The 22148-nt window shown below is 63.5% G+C and carries 17 protein-coding genes and 2 tRNA genes; 16 read left to right on the plus strand and 3 right to left on the minus strand.

What is annotated here, in order from left to right; all coding sequences use genetic code 11:
- The first annotated feature begins 28 nt into the window (after positions 1–28).
- From HGB10_00135 to rpoD, 3 genes are all read left to right on the plus strand, one after another.
- Positions 29–1072: a deoxyguanosinetriphosphate triphosphohydrolase gene (locus HGB10_00135; GenBank protein ID NTU70227.1), complete on the plus strand. Its 1044-nt coding sequence runs from the start codon at positions 29–31 to the stop codon at positions 1070–1072.
- A gap of 138 nt (positions 1073–1210) precedes the next feature.
- Positions 1211–3037 carry a DNA primase gene (locus HGB10_00140; GenBank protein NTU70228.1) on the plus strand — a complete coding sequence of 609 codons (1827 nt, stop codon included), beginning with the start codon at positions 1211–1213 and terminating at the stop codon, positions 3035–3037.
- A gap of 416 nt (positions 3038–3453) precedes the next feature.
- Positions 3454–4812: an RNA polymerase sigma factor RpoD gene (rpoD, locus tag HGB10_00145; GenBank protein ID NTU70229.1), complete on the plus strand. Its 1359-nt coding sequence runs from the start codon at positions 3454–3456 to the stop codon at positions 4810–4812.
- A 64-nt stretch (positions 4813–4876) separates the two neighbouring features.
- Here rpoD and HGB10_00150 read toward each other — a convergent pair.
- Positions 4877–4951 (minus strand) — tRNA-Asn (locus HGB10_00150).
- Between the two features lie 161 nt (positions 4952–5112).
- Here HGB10_00150 and HGB10_00155 point away from each other — a divergent pair.
- From HGB10_00155 to HGB10_00210, 12 genes are all read left to right on the plus strand, one after another.
- Positions 5113–5187, plus strand: a tRNA-Ile gene (locus tag HGB10_00155).
- Positions 5188–5198: 11 nt separating this feature from the next.
- A complete protein-coding gene (locus tag HGB10_00160) occupies positions 5199–6326 on the plus strand; it encodes a PASTA domain-containing protein (protein ID NTU70230.1) in 1128 nt (375 codons plus the stop codon).
- Between the two features lie 29 nt (positions 6327–6355).
- Positions 6356–7012, plus strand: a complete 657-nt coding sequence (locus tag HGB10_00165; protein NTU70231.1) for a hypothetical protein — start codon at positions 6356–6358, stop codon at positions 7010–7012.
- A gap of 109 nt (positions 7013–7121) precedes the next feature.
- Positions 7122–8006 (plus strand): hypothetical protein, encoded by an 885-nt coding sequence (locus tag HGB10_00170; protein ID NTU70232.1) that lies wholly within the window; start codon positions 7122–7124, stop codon positions 8004–8006.
- Between the two features lie 37 nt (positions 8007–8043).
- Complete coding sequence (locus HGB10_00175; GenBank protein NTU70233.1) at positions 8044–9882, plus strand: polysaccharide biosynthesis tyrosine autokinase; 1839 nt, start codon at positions 8044–8046, stop codon at positions 9880–9882.
- 10 nt (positions 9883–9892) lie between these two features.
- Positions 9893–10846, plus strand: coding sequence for a glycosyltransferase family 2 protein (locus tag HGB10_00180; protein ID NTU70234.1), 954 nt, complete (start codon positions 9893–9895; stop codon positions 10844–10846).
- A gap of 1 nt (position 10847) precedes the next feature.
- A complete protein-coding gene (locus HGB10_00185; protein ID NTU70235.1) occupies positions 10848–13283 on the plus strand; it encodes a glycosyltransferase family 2 protein in 2436 nt (811 codons plus the stop codon).
- Between the two features lie 37 nt (positions 13284–13320).
- Positions 13321–14382, plus strand: a complete 1062-nt coding sequence (locus tag HGB10_00190; protein NTU70236.1) for a glycosyltransferase family 4 protein — start codon at positions 13321–13323, stop codon at positions 14380–14382.
- Positions 14383–14398: 16 nt separating this feature from the next.
- The gene (locus HGB10_00195) at positions 14399–15748 is read left to right on the plus strand and encodes a hypothetical protein (protein NTU70237.1); all 1350 of its coding nucleotides are present in this window, start codon (positions 14399–14401) and stop codon (positions 15746–15748) included.
- Positions 15745–16911: a glycosyltransferase family 4 protein gene (locus HGB10_00200; protein NTU70238.1), complete on the plus strand. Its 1167-nt coding sequence runs from the start codon at positions 15745–15747 to the stop codon at positions 16909–16911. Before HGB10_00195 ends, HGB10_00200 begins: the two co-directional genes overlap by 4 nt.
- On the plus strand, positions 16911–18056 hold the full coding sequence (locus HGB10_00205) for a glycosyltransferase family 4 protein (GenBank protein NTU70239.1): 1146 nt from the start codon (positions 16911–16913) through the stop codon (positions 18054–18056). The genes HGB10_00200 and HGB10_00205 overlap by 1 nt, the downstream gene beginning before the upstream one ends.
- Before the next feature lie 65 nt (positions 18057–18121).
- A complete protein-coding gene (locus HGB10_00210) occupies positions 18122–18787 on the plus strand; it encodes a CatB-related O-acetyltransferase (protein ID NTU70240.1) in 666 nt (221 codons plus the stop codon).
- A gap of 26 nt (positions 18788–18813) precedes the next feature.
- On the opposite strand, the gene HGB10_00215 is transcribed toward HGB10_00210, so the two are convergent.
- Positions 18814–19653, minus strand: coding sequence for an FkbM family methyltransferase (locus HGB10_00215; protein ID NTU70241.1), 840 nt, complete (start codon positions 19651–19653; stop codon positions 18814–18816).
- Positions 19654–19829: 176 nt separating this feature from the next.
- Between HGB10_00215 and HGB10_00220 the strand changes: the two genes are divergently transcribed.
- Positions 19830–20618 (plus strand): hypothetical protein, encoded by a 789-nt coding sequence (locus HGB10_00220; protein NTU70242.1) that lies wholly within the window; start codon positions 19830–19832, stop codon positions 20616–20618.
- Here the strand turns inward: HGB10_00220 and HGB10_00225 are convergent.
- Complete coding sequence (locus HGB10_00225; GenBank protein NTU70243.1) at positions 20615–22141, minus strand: oligosaccharide flippase family protein; 1527 nt, start codon at positions 22139–22141, stop codon at positions 20615–20617. The genes HGB10_00220 and HGB10_00225 overlap by 4 nt on opposite strands.
- Between the last annotated feature and the right edge of the window lie 7 nt (positions 22142–22148).

Consider the following 22148-nt stretch of genomic DNA (forward strand, 5'->3'; position numbering starts at 1 on the left):
AGCGAGCGAGGAGAGGAGCGACCGGCGCATGCATACAGGGGGAGTGAGCACGAGGACCGATATCGAGTCCGAGGAGCACGCACGCCTCTCACCGCATGCGACCTTCGCCGATGAGACCGCCGGACGCGTCAAGTCCATCGAGCCGGATGCGTATCGCACCGACTTTCAGCGTGACCGCGACCGGATCCTCCACTGCAAGGCGTTTCGCAGGCTCTCACACAAGACACAGGTATTTCTGGCGCCTGAGGGCGACCACTATCGCACTCGACTCACGCACACGCTTGAGGTCTCGCAGATATCGCGTTCGATCGCGCGTGCGTTGCGCCTGAATGAGGATCTCACCGAGGCGATCGCGCTGGGCCATGACCTCGGGCACACGCCGTTCGGACACACCGGCGAAGAGGCGCTCAACGAGGTTCTCTCGGAGCTCAACGCGCGAGAGCGCACGCTGCCTGCCAGCTATCACCACAATCTCCAGTCCCTGAGAATCGTGGAGCATCTCGAGTACGAGGGTAAGGGGCTCAACCTCACCGACGAGGTGCGTGACGGCATCGTCGGGCATACCGGTTCGCACATGCCGCGCACGCTCGAAGGGCGCATCGTTCGAATCGCCGATCGAATAGCGTACGTGAACCACGATGTCGACGATGCCGTTCGGGCAGGCGTGCTCGACGAGGCCCAACTGCCGACGGGTCCGCTCGAGACCCTCGGACTGCAGCAGGGCGCGCGAATCACCACCATGGTCAAGGACATGATCGCCGCGTCATCGGATCTGAGTGACATCCGAATGTCGGAGCCGGTATGGGCGGCGATGATGGAGCTGCGCGCGTTTCTCTTCGAGAATGTCTACTTCTCCGAGCGAGCGAAGGCAGAGGAGCCCAAAGCGAACGCGGTGGTCAAGCAACTCGTCAGTCATTATCTGGCTCGCGTGGACAACATGCCGGTCGAAGAGAGGCCCTCTGAGCCCTCTCAGCACGTCCAGTCAGTGGTCGACTACGTAGCCGGGATGACCGACAGGTATGCGATCCGCGAGTTCGAGCGGATCTTCGTCCCCCAGAAGTGGCTTCTCTGAGGGATCCCGGCAGACCTCGGCTAAAAAACGCGTCGTTTCTGGTTTGTGGGCATGGGGTAGAATCGTCCGACACCGCGGCGTGAACGGCGCGGTGTCGTAGTCATTGACGGGGCAGGCAGCAATCGGAGGGAGGGACTCATGGGCCGTATTTCAGACGACGATATACGGCGCGTTCGCGATGCGACGGACCTGGTGTCCCTCGTCTCGGAGCGGGTGGTCCTCAAGCAGAAGGGCCGTTTGCAGTGGGGTTGCTGCCCCTTTCACGCCGAGAAGACCCCGTCGTTCAAGGTCGATCCGGCGACTCAGTTGTGGCACTGCTTCGGTTGCGGACTCGGCGGTGACGCGTACGGCTTCCTGATGCGAACAGAGAACGTTGAGTTCGGGGATGCCGTTCGGGTGCTCGCGGATCGCGCCAGGATCGAGATAACCGAGGAGGCGGGTGGAGTTCCTCGGGGGCACAAGGAGCGGCTCATGGCGGCCAGCGAGGCTGCAGCGGCCTTCTACCATGACTACCTCACCAAGTCAGCGGAGGCCGGAGCGGCGAAGGCGCGCGAGTACCTGAGCAAGCGGGGCTTCGGGAGCACCGTTGCGAAGCGCTGGAGTCTCGGGTACGCACCGGGACGCGGAGTTCTCGTTCGGCACCTCGCCGATGCGGGCTACACATCCGATGAGATCGTCTCGGCGAACCTTGGTCTCGCCAGTGATGGTGGACAGGTTCGCGATCGGTTCTACGAGCGCATCATGTTTCCGATTCACGACCTGCAGGGGCGGTCGATAGGGTTTGGCGGCAGGGTCATCGAGCCCAAGGAGCCAAAGTATCTCAACACACAGGACACCCCCATCTTTCACAAGTCAGCAAATATGTACGCGATCGACGTCGCGAAGGCGACCATCACATCGACGGGTATCGCCTTGGTCGTGGAGGGCTACACGGACGTCATCGCCCTGCATGAAGCCGGTATCACCAATGCGGTCGCGACGCTCGGTACGGCGCTCACGCGTGAGCATGTGAAGTTACTCTCCCGTTTCGCGAAGCGCGTCGTGTATCTGTTCGACGGGGATGCTGCAGGCCTTCGTGCGGCGGACCGCGCGGCAGAGTTCATCGATCGCAGCGCGACGCCTGAGGCGGGCAAGGGACGTGTCGAACTCGAGGTCGCCGTGATTCCGGATGGCCTGGACCCGGCGGACTACGTCTCCACCCATGGAGCCGAGGGTCTCAATGCGGTGGTTGCCAGCTCGGTGCCGCTTCTGCGCTTCTCGATAGACAGACGTCTCGAGCGATGGGACTTGGACCGTCCCGAGGAGCGCGTCCGCGCGCTACAGGAGGCCGCCGAGGTGCTTGCCCCGGTCAAGGGTTCGATTCTCGCTGACGACTACGCCAACTACATAGCGGATCGTCTGTTTGTCGATTTCGAGACCGCCAAACGGGCAATATCCGCAGTGCGGAGCGGTCCTGGTTCTGAAGCCACTACCCACGAGGAGTCACATCCGGGCACCAAGCCTCCGGTGCTTCAGCCGGGGGATGCGAGGCAGCTTCGCGCCGAGCGTGACCTCATCGACCTGTACGTTCGGAGCGGTCGGCTGCGGTCGAGGGCACGATACTTGCTTGACGAGGACCTGCTGACCGATGAGCGGCATCGAGCTATGGCTGAGGTCATCGCACAGGTCGGGCCCGAGATGAGTCCCGCCGACGTAGTCGGGGAACTCGGTTTGCGGGTTCCTGGCTCGGCAGAGGCCCTCGCGGGTGCGGAGCTCGACGGGTTGGGTGAAGGGGATTACGACCAGGTCGAGGCCGATGTGGTGCGCACTCTCAAGGAGATGGCGCTCGAGCGGCGTATACGTGTAGAGAGTGCGTGGTTGAATCAGAACCGCTCGCTCAAGGACACGAACGAGTATGACGAAGTATTCAGGAAAGTCTCGGTACTCCAGCGCCAGCTCGCTGTCTTACGCAGCGGCGCGCGTTGATCTGACGGCTACGAGAGGGAAGAGCAAGCGTGGCGGATAAGCCCAAGAAGGTAACGAAGAAGGAAGCGGCGGCCTCTACGGCTACGTCCGCGGTCAAGAAGAACCAGGCTGCTGCGAAGGCGGCCGCGAAGCCCAAGGGCGCTGACGAGCCCGCGACCAAGAAGGCGGTCCCTGTGGCGAAGTCTGCCCCCAAGGCCAAGGCGGCATCCTCGGAGAAGTCCGCTGCCGCAAAGGCCGCAGCGGCAACGGTTCCGGCGGCGCCGAAGCCCAAGGCCACGAAGCCCACGAAGGCGACGCCGGCGGTCACCAAGGCGAAGCCCAAGGCTCAGGCAGCTGCGGCTGACGCGAAGAAGAGCGTCGCCAAGCCGGCTCCCAAGCCGAAGAAGGGGGCGGACAAGCCCGCTGCGGTTGTGCCTGTGGTCGTTCCGGTTGCGCCCAAGCGGGCCAAGGCCTCGTCGGCTAAGTCGTCTGCGCCCTCGAAGCTGTTGCCCGAGCTGGAGCTGTCACAGGTTAAGACGCTGCTGACCATGGGTCGCTCCAAGGGGAACCTCACCGATGAGGAGATCCAGGGCGCGCTGTCTGACGTCGATCTGTCAGACCAGCAGTTCGAGCACATCTACAATCACTTCCGGCAGGGCGGCATCGACATCGTCGAGGATCTTGTCGATGACTCCGCCGTGCTCGCGGTCGTGGGTACTGATGGTGTCAAGGACGTCGATGTAGGCGGCGCAGAGCCCGAGGACCTCGAACTTGAAGCTGAGGCAGTAGACATTCCGTTGCCGCCAAAGGTCGCCCCCGCCAAGAGCACGAAGAAGAAGGCCAAGAAGCGGGAGAACCTCAACGCCGTTGCGCCGTTGACCGGTGACCCGGTGAGGATGTACTTGAAGGAGATCGGCAAGGTGCCCCTGCTGACGGCGGCACAGGAGATCGACCTCGCAATGAAGATCGATGCGGGTCTCGATGCCGCCAAGAAGCTCGAGGATGCCTTCGAGGCCGGTCAGACTCTGGAGCGCGCTGACAAGCGTCGTCTGTCCCGTATCGAGCAGGTTGGGCTCGACGCGAAGATGCAGCTCGTTGAAGCGAACCTGCGTCTCGTCGTCTCCATCGCCAAGCGCTATGTGGGTCGCGGGATGCTCTTCCTGGACCTCATCCAAGAAGGCAACTTGGGGCTCATTCGTGCCGTCGAGAAGTTCGACTACACCAAGGGTTTCAAGTTCTCGACGTACGCCACCTGGTGGATTCGGCAGGCCATCACCCGTGCCATCGCCGACCAGGCACGCACCATCCGCATCCCCGTGCACATGGTGGAGACGATCAACAAGTTGATCCGTGTTCAGCGTGGTCTGCTTCAGGAGCTCGGGCGTGAACCTACCCCCGAGGAAATCGGCGAGCAGATGGAGATGACGGCTGATCGTGTCCGCGAGATTCTCAAGATCAGCCAGGAGCCGGTCAGCCTTGAGACGCCTATCGGCGAAGAAGAGGACAGTCAACTCGGTGACTTCATCGAAGACGGTGAGGCCGTGGTTCCCCCGGATGCTGCGAGTTTCTCCATGCTCCAAGAGCAGTTGTCGAAGGTTCTCGACGGACTTGCCGAGCGCGAGCGCAAGGTCATCGAATTGCGCTTTGGCTTGGTCGATGGCCATCCGCGAACGCTGGAAGAGGTCGGACGAGAGTTCGGGGTCACACGTGAGCGCATCCGCCAGATCGAGAGCAAGACACTGTGCAAGCTGCGCCACCCAAGCCGTTCGAGCAAGCTGAAGGACTACTTGGAGTAGCTGGATAGACCCACATTCAGACGCAAAGAAGGCCCCGCATCGCTGCGGGGCCTTCTGTGTCTTCTGGCTCCCCGGGTAGGACTCGAACCTACAACCCTTCGGTTAACAGCCGAATGCTCTACCATTGAGCTACCGAGGAATATCGTGCGCCCGGCGTGCGGCGCGAGACAGAAGTATACGAACGGTGCCGATTCAATGCAACACGCTCTTTGGGGAGTTGCCGGCCTCTCAGCAGGAGTAGGTCTAGCGACGGCGCCGTATGGGTTAGAATCGTACGGCGCAACCCCGGAAGTGACCTCGGGGCCCGTAGCTCAATGGCGGAGCAGGGGACTCATAATCCCTTGGTTGTAGGTTCGAATCCTACCGGGCCCACCAGAAAGGAACTCATGGGCGGGAGGTCGGACGCCAGTCCCGTTCGCGACTCGCGGCGCACGTCTCGGAAGAGTCCCGCGCGCTGGCGGTCTGTCGCGCTTCTGCTTGCCGTGGTGGTCGCGACCGGCGTGGGTTTTGTGCTTGGTTCCTACGCCCTCGGTTCGCTTGCCGGTCGTGTTGTGGGGATCGACTCGGGCGCCGTTCGTACCGCGGACATCGCCTCCGTCCAGCCAATTTCTGCGAGTGTTCCTGGCGCCGGGATGATCGAGGTCCCGTCTCTTCTGGGTATGCCTGCGCAGGAAGCGACTGCCGTGCTCGAGGCTGCGGGTTTGCACTGCGAACTCCAGTCAGCCGGGGCCACTGTGACGAGCGAGTCGAGCAGAACGATCTCCGCACAATCCCCCCAAGGGTCATCGGTCGTCACGGCCGATACGACCGTGACGATGTCGGCGCCGCCGCTAGCCGGGGTTTCGGTACCCAGGGCTGTGTCAGGGTCCGCGAAAGGTGGTCCCAAATTCACGGTGTTTATCGATCCGGGGCATCAAGGACATGCCGATGCGCGCCTCGAGCCGATTGGTCCTGGCTCTCACAAGGAGAAGCCGCGGGCATCGGGTGGATCAACCGGTGTCGCCACCGGCGTCCCGGAGTACGAGGTCGCCTTGCAGGTATCTGCCAACCTCAAGCGGCGGCTCGAGCAGGCCGGCGTGCGCGTGGTGCTCTCACGCCAGACAAACGACGTATCGCTCTCCAACGCCGAGCGTGCGCGCATGGCCAACAAGGTGCAGGCCGATCTGTTCTTGCGGGTCTACTGTGCCGCGTCACTGAACAGTGATGATTCGGGTATACGGACGACGTATCCTAAGGACAACGGCTGGACTCGAAGGATCGCTCCAGAGAGCCGAACCGCTGCGCGTGTGCTGCAAAGGGCGGCGTGCTCAGCCACCGGCGCCCAGGACGCCGGTGTACACAAGGGTACGGGGATGGCCGCGTTCAATTGGTCCGACGTCCCGGTGGTGCTCGTAGAGGTCGGCTATCTCTCGAATCCTGTCGAGGACCGGCTACTCGCCAGTCCTCGGTATCAGGATCGACTGGCGCAGGGTATGGCCGATGGGGTGCAGACGTACTTGAATGGAGCCCGCTGATGCTAAGGTCGGTGCTGGTAGGTGCCTTGGTGGCACTCCTCGTTGTCGGCTTGATCGCCGGCATCGGGTACATGAACATCGCCGGCGAGAAGGCGAACTCGGGAGATCCAGATTCTCCGGTGGTTGTGGTTCTGGAGTCCCGTGCTGAGGACGGCGCTACGGTAGCCGGGTTGATCGGCTTGGTGGACGCCAGCGGCGTGACCGCCATCTCGCCCGACACATCCGTCACTGTTCCGGGCACCACCTACGAGCGACTCGGCGATGCATTCGTCTTCGGCGGAGGCAACGCGGTGGCCGATGCCATGAGCGATGCCGGCAAGGGCGATGTCGGCCAGTACGTGACCGTCCCCGAGCGTCTGTGGGTCGAGGCGGTCGACAGGGTCGGGGGGCTGAGAATGACGGTTCCGACGCGAATGAGCGTGTTCGACGGGTCGAACCTGGCTACCGTACGTTCGGGAGAGCAGACGCTGAGCGGCACGGAGTTGCGCACAGTCGTCCGTGGATTGGGCTACCTCGATGCGGCGCAGGCGGAGCAGCTTCGTCGTGTCGCCATTCTTGGTATCGCGGCGGCCGTCGCGGATGCCAAGGTCGAGGTCTCGTCAGTGCAGAGCAATATGAAGACGCCATTGCTCGCAACGTGGATGAGTGTTCAGTTGCCACAGAGCGTGATATCGCAGGTGAAATAGGGGAAAGTGGTATCATCGGGTCGCTGCGACGCACGAGAGAATGACGTGCGAATTTTGCGTGTTCTGAGTGGTTGTATCGGCATTTCGAGTACTAGGGGGGAAGGGTCTGGTGTCAGGCGCCGAATGGCCGCAGACGGGCGGACCTGAATCGGGCAAGAAGAAGTCGAAGGGCCTGCTCCCGGTCCTCCTGTTGTTGCTCTTGGCCTGCGGCATCTTTGCCGGAGCTGTCCTGTACCTTGGGGGCCCCCAGGAAGCGTTGAATCTCATCGGTCTGGGCGCAGCGCCACCCGCAGGCCGCGCAGGCGCGACCACCACCTCGTCCACCCCGGACCCTGCCTCGAGCGAAACCACCGACCCTGTTGAGGCTTCGGGCGAACTCAACCTCCCCCCTGGCGTGTCAGAGGATTTGGCCAAGCGTATGTACGTGGAGCAGATTCAGTCCCAAGCGAACCTGCGCAAGCTTGCCGATGGCGATTTGACCCTGATCAAGGTGACTTCGGTTGAGCTCAACAAGCGAAAGACGGCCGGTGCGGTGTTCATGAAGGCGTTCTTCAGTGACGGCACCTCGGCCCCTGGCGTCATGCAGATGGTCTATCGCGGGGACAACTGGTACATCATGTCAGTCACCGGACTGAGTGATCAGAGTGTGTACGGGTCGGCCAAGACCGTTCAGCGCGGCACCATCGAAGAAGGCAAGCAGCACGACAAGAAGGTCATTCGTGAGTCGGGCATTGAGGTCTTCGATGTCGGGGTCATGAACACGATGCTTGCCGAACAGCGGGCGAATCAGGAAGTCGTGCGCGCGCTGCTGGGTAAGAAATACTCTCGCATGGAGTTTGGTGATCCGCTTGAAGGCTCGGGAACGACGACGGTCCCGTCTAAGGCGACGGGCAAGAAGGTCGACCCTCTGGATGCCGAGGCTGCGCTCATCGAGAAGACCGTCGACGACTCGGACTACATCTTTCTTGCGTCGTTCCGCATGGTCGAGAAGTGATCCGCACACATACGTGACTCACGAGTAAGGGGCGCTTGTGGATCTTCGCGATTACCTGAACGTGCTTCGGGCGCGCAAGTGGATAGTGATTCAGGCGATCGTCATCTCCACCCTTGTTGCGGTTGTGCTCTCCATGCTGCAGCCGCCCACGTACGAGGGATCGGCGAAAGTCCTCATTTCTGAGAAGGACACCGGTGCAGCGCTCCTCGGGACGCTGCTCTCAGATTCGTCGAACTTCGAACGCAGCCTCCAGACCCAAGTGCAACTCATGCGAATGCGTCCGCTCGCGGAGAGCGCCATTCGCAAGCTCAACCTCAAGACCGACCCGGGCAGCCTGCTGTCTCGGGTCAAGGTAAGCGTTGTCGGCCAGACGAACATCATCACCATCGTCGTTACCGACACCGATCCGAAACGGGCGGCCGAGACCGCGAACGCGCTGGCAGATGCGTATGTCGACTGGTCTCGTTCGACCAAGCGAGAGAGCATCAAGGCGGCCGGCGACGAGATTCAGTCCCGCCTCGACGAAGCACGCGCCGAGATCCTGGTGCTTGGCGCCAAGATAAAGAACCTCAAGAAGGATGAGAACGGTCAGCCCATCAGAAACGACCAGTTCACTGCCGAGTTGTCGATAGCCACTGGCCTCTACACCGCGCTCGCGTCACAACTCGAGCAGCTCAGAGTCAACGAGCAACTTGAGTCAGGCTCGGGCCGAGTTGTAGCTGAGGCAGTCGTAGACGACCGTCAGGTCGCCCCGAAGCCCCTCAGGAACGGTGCACTCGGCCTGGTCGTTGGCCTCATCTTGGGCCTGGGCATGGCGTTTCTCGTCGAGTATCTCGACAACACGATCAAGTCGACCGAGGAAGCTGAGCGGCTGTACGGCGCACCGGTTCTCGGGCACATTCCAGCCGAGCACTTCGAGAAGGGCGAGAAGCGCCGGCTGACGATTGTCACGCATCCCGGTTCCGTCTCGGCCGAGTCGTACCGTGTTCTGCGGAACTCGTTGGACTTCGTGAACTTCCAGCACGACATCAAGACACTGCTTGTAACGTCGGCTGCGCCGGGCGAGGGCAAGTCAACCGTAGCTGCGAACCTTGCGGCAGGGCTGGCGCAGACCGGGAAGAAGGTCGTGTTGGTCTCATGCGACTTCAGACGTCCCACTACCGAGCAGTTCTTCGGCATCAAGAACATGATGGGCCTTTCGGATGTGCTCATGGGCCGCAACTCGCTGAAGGCCTCGCTTCAGCGACCTCGCGAGGACGGTCTTCTCGTCCTCACCAGCGGCAAGATGCCGCCCAACCCCTCGGAGTTGCTGGGTTCGGAGAAGATGCGCGAGCTCGTTGAGTCGCTCAAGGAGTGGGGCGACTGGGTCATCATCGACTCGCCGCCCCTACTCGCGGTCGCCGATCCCGCAGCGGTGGCGCGATGGGCCGACGGCGTGCTGATGGTGACGCGTGGCGGTACGTCGACTCGAGAGGCAGCGAAGAAGGCTCGCGAGCAGCTGGAGAAGGTTGGCGCTCGCATGATCGGCGTGGTCGTCTGGGGTCTGCAGGAGCCAGGCTCCGGCGGTGGCTACGGCTACTACTATGACTCGTACTACGGGACGTACCGGTACGGTGGCTACTACACCGAGCAGGGCGACCGCCGCAGTACGAAGACGTTGACCAACATGCCCGACCTTCAGGCTGGTGACTCAGTCTCCAGCGAACCTGAGAAGAGCGTGGGCCGCCGCATCGCTGAGTTCACTGCACGCTTCCTCGCGGGCCTACTCGCGTTCATGCTCGTCATGGTCATCGCTGTCTCCGCGCTGTACTTCCTCGATCAGTACTTCGGTTGGGGAGCCAGCGAGGCGGTGCTGCAGCTTGTCGGACTCAGATAGCAGCACGCCAGTGTCGTCGGAGGCGCACAACGGGGTTCCGGTGGTTGCGGTCATCATCCCGTCATTGAATACGCGTAAGTTGATTGCGACCACGCTCGCAACGCTCGCGGACCAGCTCGTCGGAGTCAACGCAGAGGTCGTTGTCGTCGACATGGCCTCCACCGACGGCACCGTCGAGCTCATTCGCAGTGAGTTTCCCTGGGTTCGGTTGTTGGCGAACACCCCGAACAAGGGTTACGGCGCGGCGGTCAATCAGGGAGTCGGCGTAACCACGGCTCCGTGGATACTTGCCTGCAACTCCGACCTGGAGTTTCGAGAGGGAGGCGCCATCCAGCGCCTTCTGGATGTGGGAGCCGATCATGCTGAGGCCGCCGTCTTGGGCTGCCGTTTGCAGTCACCCGATGGCTCGCGCGCCCGGGCGGCTTTTCGGATGCCCGGACCGTTGCTCCTCGCGGGGACGTTCTTCGTGCCCGCTCGCTACGTTGGACCGCTCAATCGGCGCATGCTCGGCTACATCGACGATGACGACCTGCAGCTCGTCACGGACGTGGGCTGGGTCTCCGGCGCGGTGATGCTGCTCAGGAGAAGTGCTCTGATTCAGGTGGGCATGTTCGACGAGCGCTTCTTCATGAACTGCGAAGAGGTTGATCTGTGCCGGCGCATGCACGAATCGGGATGGGCCGTTCTCGCCGTTCCTAGCGTGACCGTGGTGCACTGCGGCGGTGGCAGCACTCCTGGACCGAGTCGGGGCCTGGAGTGGCTTGCAGAGGGCCAGGCGCGCTACGTTCGCAAACACTACGGCTCGGTTGTCTCGGTTGCATCCCTCTTCTTGGCTGCACTCGCGTTTCTGAGTTCACTGCCGGTGTGGGCGATTCGCGTTCTACGCGGACGCTACCGAGTCGCAGATGCATGGGCCGAGACTCGCGCACACGCGGCTGCGCTGAAGGCCGCCAGTCGTGTGTAGTGTGGCGGACCGCGACTCGTCGTCCGGTCTCGTTCGCCTCAGTGTCTGCACCCCTACTTTCCAGGGGCTCGAGCGTCTTCGCAAGACCGCCCCCGTACTCCTTGAGGGCCTAGCCCACGACGACGAACTCATCTACGTCGTCGACGGCTCTACGGACGGCTCACTGGACTTCCTCGAAGCGCTGGCGAGAGCGGACTCGCGCGTCCGCGTGATCAATCTTGTGACGAATGGCGGTCGCACAGCTGCCGTCAATGCGGGGTGCCGCGCTGCTCGGGGTCGCGTCGTAACGCGCGTGGACGACGACATCCTCGTCCCGGCGGGCTTCGGTGACCACCATCTCGGCGCGATAGATGGTGCCCCGGGTTGCATCGGCGCCGTGCAGCGGGTGATCGATGTAAGTGACCCGCCGCCGTCGCCGATGTGGCGCGCGTTCGTCGAGCGAAACTCAGCGCATGATCAAGCGCTTTCGGTCGGCGATGGCAGCGCTCCCGCGAATTCATGGGGAGCTGTGTGTAGCATAGAGCGCACTATCGGAGAGCAACTCGGCTGGTATGACGAGCGCTTCTCGGCGTACGGCTGGGAAGACATCGAATTCGGATACCGGCTCATAGGCGCCGGAGTGAGCCTGTGCGTCCTCGACGGGGAACCGCTGCAGCATCTTGCCGCTGCAACGACGTTTGCCGACAAACTTGATCGCGGCTTTCAGGCCGGAGCGCGTATGGCGCTCTTTGCGACGATCCATGGCACCAGCGCCGTCTTAGAGGCATTGGGTGTCGAGCCATCGAGCAGGCAGCGCCCAGTTGCCCCTACGGGGGTACTGCGTCGCATGGTGTGGCGCGGGGGCCCGGCACGTGGCGCTCTCTCCGCAGTTGCGAGGTTGGGCGAGTTCCTCTTTCGCATCTCTCGATGGAGACGTGGCTACGACGGTTGGGTCGCACGCTGGCTCACGTGGTCGTACGCCAGCGGATGGGCCGATGAGTGCACTCGTTCAAGTCTTCCTGCGATACCGGCCCCGACCGTTTGGAAGGGTGCCAGCGGCCTTGGCGCTCGGGAGGCCTGGTGCTCCTTGAGAACGGCGGCGGGTGCGGTCGCTGATGCATGGAGCGCTCGCTCGCTGTTGCGTAGTGCGTTTCTGCGGGAGCGCGAGCGGCGACTGCTGCCGCCTGCAGTGCGCTGGCGCAGAGCCCTCGGCGCCGTGCGCCGCGCTCTGGCCGTCGCGATGGGATCCGGTGTTCGATCCGCTGGCGCCAACCGTGCCCACGTGCTCGTGCTTATCGAGGAGCCTACACCGAGTTTCACCCGCGGTCCGCTGTCGGTTGTATCGGCGTTAGAGGCAGCCGACATCACTGTGAGCGTACTGTGCGCGTCGGATAGGGTTCGGGAACACGTGCGACTGCTTGGTCGCGAGTGCGAGTCGATTGACGATCTGCGAGGTGACGGAAACCCCGTGTCGGGCTTCGTCAGGGGTCTTCGCACTGGGGTGCTCGGGGTCACTTCCCTCACAGAGGCGCTCGGTCGAGGGCCTTGGGACGCTCCGGCTCGGCTCCAACTGACCGCGGAATGTGCGCTGTACGCAGCGCTTCGCGCTCGCGTGCGAGCATCCGGCGTCCTTGAGTCGGCAACGTGCGTGGTTTCGGCATCCGAGTACTTTGCGTCGAGCGTGGCGCTGATGGCCGAGTGCGAATCTGCGGGCATCCCCTGGGTGACGCTCCAGCACGGCACGGTGAACGAGCTCTACGCTCCCTTCTTTGCTGACCGCTACATCGCCTGGTCGAGCGCCGCTCAGGCCGCACTTACTGCGCTGGAGCCCACGGCCCGTTCAAGCGTCACGATCAGTCGCCTGCCTGTCGGAATGGAGATCGAACCGAGCTCGACGGGCGCGGTTGATGTCGAGGTGGCCTCATGGACGGGTCCTGTTCTGCTCGCGTTCACACAATCGCACGGGCCGGAGTTCTCGTCCGCGACGCACTTCGATCTTGCAGGCCAGCTCGTCCGGCTGCTTGATGCCTGCGACGACCTGCTTGTGGTGGTCAAGCCGCATCCCAGTGAGGTCGTGAGCGCCTACGACACGCTTCGGGCACATGAGCGCGTTATGTTCGTTGATGCCGCAACGAGCGCAGCGGATGTCGCAAGACATGCAGGCGTGGCGGTGGCGCTCGGTTCAACAGCGCTTCTCGATGCGCAGCGGGTTGGCTGCGTCGCGGTCGAGGCTGTCAGCGATGAGAGCCTTACGACGCAGCACGTGTCGTGCCTACGCCCAGGGGTTGTTCGTCTAGCCACGACGGTCCTGCCGCTGCTGATCGATGCGGAAGCACGTGCCGATGCGCGTGTACGCCAGGAAGCCGCTGCCCGTGATCTCATGGGCTCCGCAGATGACGGAGACACGATCGTTACGATCGTGTCTGAACTCATGGGGGCCGGCAATGGCGCATCCTAGGGTGATGCAGGTCTGCGTCTTTCGCGGTAAGGGGGGAGTGGAGCATCACACCCTCGCGCTCTCCGCCGCCTTGAGCGCGTCGTACGATGTCACTGTCGTCGCCTGCGAGGGTGGCTGGCTGGAAGGTGCCGCGCGCGCTCAGGGTCTGGAAGTGGCAACTGTTCCGGATCCCGTAGGCAATTTCGATCTCCAGACCCTGCTCGCCTTACGACGTCTGGTCAAGATGCATAGGCCGGCGATCGTGCATTCGCACCTCGGTAGAAGCGATTGGTACGCGTGGTTGGCCACCAGCGGACTGCATGGGATGCGGCTCGTAAGCACCGAGCACGGCATCAGCGAGGCGAGACCGGACCTGTATGTCCGGGGAGCGAGACGGTTTCTGCACGAGCGTGGACACGCGCTGCGGCTTCGACGCACTGATGCGTTGATCGCGGTGTCGAATGCCACTGCGAGCGCACTCTTGCGGCGATATCCCCAGCTGAGCAACCAGCCGCCGGTGACAATTGCACCTGGCCTCAGTTCAGGGACGCTTGCGTCGCAGGAGCGCTCCGAGCGAGTGTCAGGTGAGCCCTTGCGGGTCGTCGTCGTCGCTCGCTTGGCTCAGGAGAAGGGCGTGGATATCGCCATGACGGGATTCGCCGCTGCGCGCGAGATGGGCGTCGTCGCGACGCTTGAGCTCGTGGGCTCGGGGCCTTGTCTTGCGGAGTTGGAGCAGCTCGCGCGCGACCTTGGCATCGAGGACGTTGTGACGTTTGCTGGACACTCAGACGATGTGGCATCGCACCTTGCTGATGCCCATGTGATCCTCCTTGCGTCGCGTGCGGATAACCTCCCGCTGGCAATCATGGAGGGCATGGCTGCGGGGTTACCGGCTATCGTCACGAATGTCGGTGGCAATCCTGAACTCGTGGAGCATCTTGGGACCGGGATCGTCGTCCAACCTGAAGCCCCGCTCGAGATAGGGAAAGCGATCGCACTGCTCGCCAGCGATGAGCAGCTACGGCTTCGGCTTGGTGCGGCCGCGCGCGAGCGCTCCTCGGGATACGATATGTCTCATACGGTTACTGCTATCGGGCGGCTGTATGAATCAATCATTTGATTCCAGACAACTTGTCGTGCCCGCCATGTGGGTACTCGCCGCAGCTCTCGGGTACTGGGTGACCCAGAGCTCGGCGATTGTGGTCACGTCGATCGCGGTCGCGGTACTGCTCGTGCTGGCTGCGGTCTTTCGCCCGGGACAGCTGCTCGCCGTCGCTGCGGTGCTCATCCCGTTCCGCGTGGTGGAGGTTCTTCTGCCCATATCGCGCGGAGGAATCACGACGGCAGATGGCTTTCTGATCGCGTTCATGATCTCGGCGTTGTTGCGCCCGCGCCCAATACCCCGCCGACACGTTCCCACCGTCGCTGTCGTGGCTGTGCTGATCCTCGTGGCCGTGGGGCTCGCCAGCATGATCCACGGTGGCTTCTACGGAGTTGGCATCCGCAAGGTCGGACGCATCGTGGTCATCGCGACAACGTTCATCGCTGCAGCGCGCAGTGTCACCTACAAGGATGCCCGCATCGCCGCATCCGCGCTCGTCATCTCATCGGGTCTGTCGGCGATCGTGGCGCTTGGGTTCACCGCCCGAGCAGCCAACGCACCTGGAGTGGTGGTCCTGCGTCTTTGGGGCGGCGTGGAGGATCCGAACCACATGTCGGTCGTCTTGGCGGCGGCCTTCCTCATCGCCCTGGCTTGGCGGCCCGGCGGGATGCCTGTCTGGGTGTGGCTGTGGTCGTCGCTTCTGATGCTTGTTGGCCAGGTGGCCTCGCTGTCGCGTGGCGGCGGGCTTGCGCTCGTGGTCGGGATGGTCGTGTTGGTGGGTCTCACCATGTACGCCCGCTCCCGCGGTCGTCCGATGGGGCTTTGGAGCCGGACCGGGGCGCTGTTGATACTGCTGGCAACGACGGGCGCACTTGCGGTCGCGTTCGTGCCTCCCGAGCTCACCAGCTCGGCGGTTGTCCGCTACCAGGGAATACTCAACCCGACCTCTGACGCTACAGGCGCGTTTCGAATCCGACTCTGGGAGGCGGGAGCGCGGATGCTTGCGGCTTCGCCCTTGCTCGGTGTGGGGCCGGGCGCCTTCGGTCTGGCTCTCGTCGCGACGGGCGCGTTCAGCCTGCCGTGGGAGGCCCACAGTTCCATCGTCGAGATCGCCGTCGAGACCGGCTACCTGGGAGCTGCGGCCGTTGTCGGCTGTCTGCTCGTCGGTGGGGCGTTGGCCGGCAAGGCGGTCCTTTCCGCCGTCTCCGATACTGCGGTGTCCGATGAACGGGTGGCACTCAGTGCTGGCCTGCTTGCTGCAGGCGCGGCCGTCATCATGGGCGGTGCATCCCTCAGCAACATCCTCTACCAGCCGCTCTTCGCACTGATCGTAATCCTGATCATCGGAACGCTCGGGCGCCAAGGCGACGAGGTCGCATCGTGAGCGGCCCGCGGCAGCAGCGAATACTCATCGATGCTCGCATGCTGAGTGCCACAGGCATCGGCCGATACACCCGAAACCTACTTCGGGAGCTACCCGCCGTCGCCGACCGGAGTCAGCAGTTTGCTGTCTTGGTGCAGCCCGACGACATCGAGCGAGTTCCCGAGAGCCTGCGCCCGGTCGCGCGTGAGGTGCCGCTAGCGTGGTACTCCGCTGCCGAGCAGATGCGACTCGGTGGCTACATCGCTCGGGAGGCACCGGACCTGGTTCACTTCCCGCAGTTCAACGTTCCGCTCGCGTATCGGGGCCCGTTCGTTGTCACGATTCACGACTTGACGATGCATCGCTTCAAGAGCATTCGCGGCTCGGCCGCGGTGTATGCCATGCGGCAGGCGGTGTACCTCACTGTCTTGTCGCGGGCCGTTTCGCGCGCGCAGCGGGTATTCGTGCCCTCGGAGTTCACTAAGAGCGACCTGGTCAGCACGTTGAAGGTCGATCCTGGCAAGGTGGTCGTGACGTACGAGGGCGGGCCCGAAGAGGACTCGTGGCGCGGAGAGCCGGAAACCGCGGCAATCGATGAACTGGGACTCGCCGGTTCTCAGTTCCTGCTCACGGTGGGCACCGCGTTCGTTCACAAGAACCTCGAAGTCGTCATCAGGGCGCTTCCGCTGCTGCCGCCCGAGTACAAGCTGGCCATCGTCGGCAAAGGGGATGTCTTTCATCAGCGGCTGGTCGACCTCGCGGTGCAGATCGGTGTTTCAGACCGAGTCGTCATGACGGGCTATGCCTCCGATGCGCGGCTCGCCGCGCTGTACGGGGCCGCGGCCGCGTTCGTCTTCCCCTCCTTCAACGAAGGATTCGGACTTCCGGGGCTTGAGGCGATGGGTCTGGGGACTCCGGTCATCGCATCCTCGGCATCGTGCTTGCCCGAGATTCTGGGCGACGCGGCACTGTTCTTCGATCCCAGGAGTGCAGAGGAACTCGCGCGGCAGGTACTGGTGCTGGGTGGTGATCCCGAGATGAGGTCACGAATGGCGAGTGCGGGGATTGTGCAGGCGGCTCGCTACTCGTGGCGACGAATGGCCGAGCAGACCAACGCCGTGTACATGGACGTTCTCGAGGACTTGGCGAGACCCCCGTCTGAGCGTAGGGCGGGTCTCGGATGATGAGCGGTGGGGGAGCGCCAGAGTACGATGTCGTGCTTGCGCACGACTATCTGGGACAGTTCGGGGGCGCCGAGCGCGTTGTCGAGGAGATGTGCGGCATCTTCCCGGACGCCCCCATCTACACCTCGTACTACTCTCCTGAACGCACGTTTGACTTCTTCCGCACGCGGGATGTGCGGACCACCTTCCTCGACAAGGCGCCGGGCATCGGAGGCCACCACAAGGCATACCTCGCACTGTATCCGCTGGCCTTCTCGCGGCTGCGCTTGCCGTCGTGTCGCGTGGTACTGAGCAGCAGCACCTCATTTGCGAAGGGCGTCCCGATCCCTCAGGGCGCGGCGCACGTCTGCTACTGCAACTCGCCTATGCGATTCGCGTGGGATTTTGATTCCTACGTCGAGCATGACTCAGGGGTCGGCGGCATGGCGAGAGCGGCGGCGCGAATTGCGATGGGTCCACTCCGGCGGTGGGACCTCGCCACCAACGACGCCGTCGACATCTTCATCGCCAACTCGCACAACATCGCAGATCGAATCAAGCGCATCTACGGTCGCGATTCGGTGGTTGTGTATCCGCCGGTTGCGGTCGACGACTTCGAGCCATCGGCGGTTCATGACGACTACTACCTCGTGGTGTCCCGCCTCGCGGGCTACAAACGGGTGGATCTTGCCGTCAAGGCGTGTACCCAGACAGGTCGTCGGCTGATCGTGGTCGGGGACGGTCCGGTTCGGGCGAGTCTGGAACAGATGGCGGGCCCCACGGTCGAGTTCCTCGGGCGAGCGTCCGATGAGGAAGTCCGCACCAGGATGGCGCGGTGCAGGGCGCTGCTGTTCTGCGGCGAAGAGGACTTCGGTATCACTCCTGTCGAGGCGATGGCGTGCGGACGTCCGGTCGTGGCGTATGGGGCTGGTGGCGCGGTTGAAACCGTCGTCGACGGCGTGACCGGCGTCCATTTTGGTGCTCACACGGTCGAGTCGCTGATCGCGGCGATCGAACGGCTTGAGGCCACTACCATCGAAGGCACCGACTGTGTACGACGCGCGCACGAGTTCGCACCGCAGGTGTTCCGTGCCAGGCTGCTGGAGATCGTGGCCGCAGCTGCAGCAGGCAACCCACGTGAGAGCGCATTGGAGACTGGCCAATGAGTACTGATCCGCAGGAGCTGGCGCAGACGCTCGGGATTCGTCCGCAAGACGCTTGGATTGCCGCGATGTGGTGGCGGTTCAGGGGCGGAGCTGCCGGGGACCGCAGGACGCTACTCTCCCGGTTCTTCGGGGCGATCTTCGAGCGGCGCGCTGCAGGATATGGTCCTTCTGACGCGCTGAGCAGGTATGTGTCGCAGCGGTTCACAGGCGTGCCGATCGGCAAGTATACGTACGGATTCCGACAGATCTGGCCGTCCTGGGAAGCAATCGAGAGGATCGGGGCCTTCACGTCGCTCGGCCCCAATCTGACCCTGCCGGGCATCAGCCACCCGACCGACTACGTCACCACGTCGCCCATTCTCTTCTTTGCGTCCCGCGGCATCGTCTCCGATGATGTCCCCGAGGCGATCACTCACGGTCCCAGCGGTCGGGTGAGCATTGGCAACGACGTGTGGATCGGCAGCAACGTCACTGTGCTACCCGGAGTGGTCATCGGCGACGGTGCGGTTGTGGGAGCGGGTGCTGTCGTTACGCGTGACGTGCCCCCGTATGCGGTCGTTGTCGGCGTACCAGCCAAGGTGCTGCGCTATCGGTTCGATGAAGTCACCCGCGATCGAATTCAGGCGAGCCGCTGGTGGGAGTTTGATGACGAGCGAATCCGCTCACTCGCGCCGGCCATGTACGACCCGCAGGCATTCCTTGACGGGCTTGCCGATGAGGGACGGGCCTGAGACCGACGGAAGTCGGGAGCTCGCCGTCAGGCGGGTTTGCTCGCCCACATGATGCCGTGTCCCCAGTAGTTGGGCTCGATCTTCCCAACGCTGAACCCTGCGTCCTGGAGTAGTTGGCAAGCGGCGGATGCCGCGTCTTGGTCGTACGGGAAACGGCGGTGGTACTCCATCACGAGCACCAGGCCGGACAGGTCTGCCAGCCGCGGATCCTGGAGGATATCCCACTCGGCCCCTTCGATGTCCATCTTCACGAACTGCGACTGCACGAGCAGCGGAAACACATCGATAGCGGGAGTGGGCACGCCCGCGGCCCCGATACGAGAGCCTTCGCCGGCACCGCGCTCAAAGAGCACATCCCCGTCACTGTTCGAAGCGCATACCGGCAACACGCGAACGTCGCCGCTCGGATTGAGCGACGTGAACTGCTCCAGCGCCTGCAGATTGTCCGGGTCGGGCTCGATGCACGTGATTCGAGCTGTCGGCCAGCGGGTCAACGCATAGGCTGCGAAGCCGCCCACGTTTGCTCCGAGGTCGAGGATGTCGGGGTTGGTGGGAAGCAACGCAAGCTGTTCAGGAGTGGGCTCGTAGCAGCCGGTCGAGAAGACCTCATGAACGAGCTCCCGCGCGCCCTGATCGTGGCGAACCACGATGGTAACGTCGGTGCCCTTGAGTCCGTAGGCGGCCGTTCCGCGATGTCTGATATCAGCGAATAGAAAGGAAAGTGGCCGAGACACCTTGGCTGCGGCAGGGACGAAGCGTAGCGATACCACCGCGGACGCAAGCGATCTGACCGGCGCCGACATGAGTATCCCTTTGAGTGGGCCCTCGGACGCGGTGCGGCGCAGCCGATTGAGCAGATCGGACACTCTTTCTCCCTTGGAGGTTTCGCGTTGCACTATATGGGGCGTTCGTGTGTGGAGCATGTCACTCACTCACCGCGCCTCAAGTATGCCGTATGTGCCCCGTAGCAAGAAGCAGGGGGTTCGTTGCGCTATTCTCGGGATGAACGGTCCGCGCTGCGGGAGGCGAGGGGTCATTGGGCGTGTTCGGTCGCACGGCAGCAGCTCTTGGTCGGTTCCGAGACTCGGTAACGCGCATCGGCCCCAAGATGGCGGTGGAGCGGGCCGCTGCGCGTGCACGCACGGCTGCCCGTCTGGTGGCCGCGAACGTCGCGCATCTCGCAGTCGCCAGAGCGCGCGGAAGCGCTGCTATCCACGTGATTGGCGACAGCCACGTTCAGTTGCTCGGAGGTGTCCGCCCCTTTGTCGTCACGCACATCGGGCCGGCGACGGCGTACAACCTGCGTGAGCCGCACAGCTCTACCGGCTCCCACGGCCGTCTGCGCCGCGCACTGCGATCGGTGAACCGTCGGACTGACGTCGTCATCCTGTCGTTCGGCGAGATCGACTGCCGCATCCACGTCTATCGCGCGCACATGAAGTCGGGTGGTGTGAGCTCGATGGAATCGATCATCGAGACCACCGTCGCTCGCTACGCGGAAGTGGTCCAGGCGCTGGCCGTCGAGGGGTACCGCATTGTCGTGCACACGGTTCCGGGAGCCGCCCGGCAGGACAACTACTACGGCTACGACTACTACGCGGACGCGGTCACTCGCGCATGGATAGCCGATCGTTTCAACGAACAGCTGCGTGGTATGGCTGCCCGCGTGGGAGTCGAACTGCTGGATCTGTACGGCGTTACCAGCACTGACGGCGTAATCCGTGAGGACATGACCACCGACGGCACGCACCTCGATGCTCGCTCACTGCCGCTCTATGCGGCGTGGGTGGAGTCTGTGCAGTCGGCTCCGCGGCCCTCGCCTCCGGGCTAGGGACGTCGTCGCAGCCGTGCCGTGAGCGAGGAGAGCGTGCCGTCCGGCAGCAATCCGACGCGCGAGCCGAGCGCGATTGTACTTATGAGCTGCAGCGCGAAGACCACGCCGAGAGCTGCAAGGCCGATTGGGCGACTCAGTGAGACCGCACCGTCGACAGCGCGTACGGCCGCAGCGAGGGCGACGCCCACGGGCAGCACCACGAGAGCGGCCTTCGCGATCGACTTCAGAGCGATGGGACTGTGCTGCTTGAGGATCCGGCGTTCGACCAGGACACCAAGTATCAGCGCGCCGATGGCACCTGACAGCGCCGAACCAAGCGCTGCGCCCACAATGCCGCCCAGCCACGCGCCGGTAAAGCTGAGTGCGACATTCACCGCGGCTTGGACGACGGAGTAGCGCATCGCAAGAGTCGGAGTCGCCTGCGCCGTCGCAATGAGGTGCGCAGCGCTCATCGAGACCCCAACCCCGTACCCGATGGAGAGAATGGTCATCGCCCACACTGATGACGGATCCGCCGTTCCCAGCCACACCCGGATGAAGAGCCAGGAGTTACAGGCTGCGAACGCTGCAAGGAAGAGCGACATGGTCGAGAAGACCGAGGTCGCTGCCGTGTAGGTGGCCTTCGCGCCTTCGGTGTCGTCGTTGGCAAGATGGCTCGCCATGCGGGGCACAAGCGCCTCAGTCGCGGTGTTGGCCGTGTAGACGATCGAGAACGCTCCTCTATCGGCCACGTCATACAGCCCGACGGCTATCGGCGAGCGCAGCGCACCAAGCGACACCCTGTCAATCGAGCGGTTGACCATGGCGGACAGCGTGGCGAGCTGGATGCGCGAGCCGAATTGCCACAGCTCGCGGAACACGTCCACGTCGAACGCCGGCGCGACGAGCGCGCACCTTGCATCGGTCCTGACGGCCAGCACGAACGTCGCCAGAGCGATGGGCGCTGCAACGAGTCCGACCGCGATGCCTACCCCGCGGAGGCCGAAACCTGCCACGGCTGCATAGCCGCTCGCGAGGGAGCTCGCGACGATCAGGGTGCCTTCGACGGACTTCGCGAGATCCAGTCGCCCTCTGGCAACCAGGAGCGACTGATAGGGGGTGACCGATACAACCAACGCGTAGGCCACCGTCGCACCGCCGAGCACCCAGGCGAAGTCCGACGCCTGCGTGGCGTTGACCTGATAGACCGTGCGTAGCAGCGGAAACAGGGCCACGACCAGCGCGATGACGATCAGCCCAAATCCCATCATGAGCGTTGCACCGGTCGCAATCACGCGCCGGGCGCCTGAGGGGCCATCCTGCTCGGTATGCGCAACGATGGAGCGGACGAACCCTCGGTTGAGTCCACCGCCGGCCAGACTGGAGAACGCGAGCGTGGTTTGGGCGAGAACATACAGTCCGAATCCGGCCGCTCCCAGCGACGAGATGAGTATGGGTACCAGGATCAGCCCGACGACACTGCCGAGCAGATAGACGACGGTGGAGACCCCTGCGTTGCGCACCAGCCGTTCAGCGGTCACGTCAACA

Source organism: Coriobacteriia bacterium (genome assembly GCA_013334745.1).
Classification (GTDB): Bacteria; Actinomycetota; Coriobacteriia; order Anaerosomatales; family JAAXUF01; genus JAAXWY01.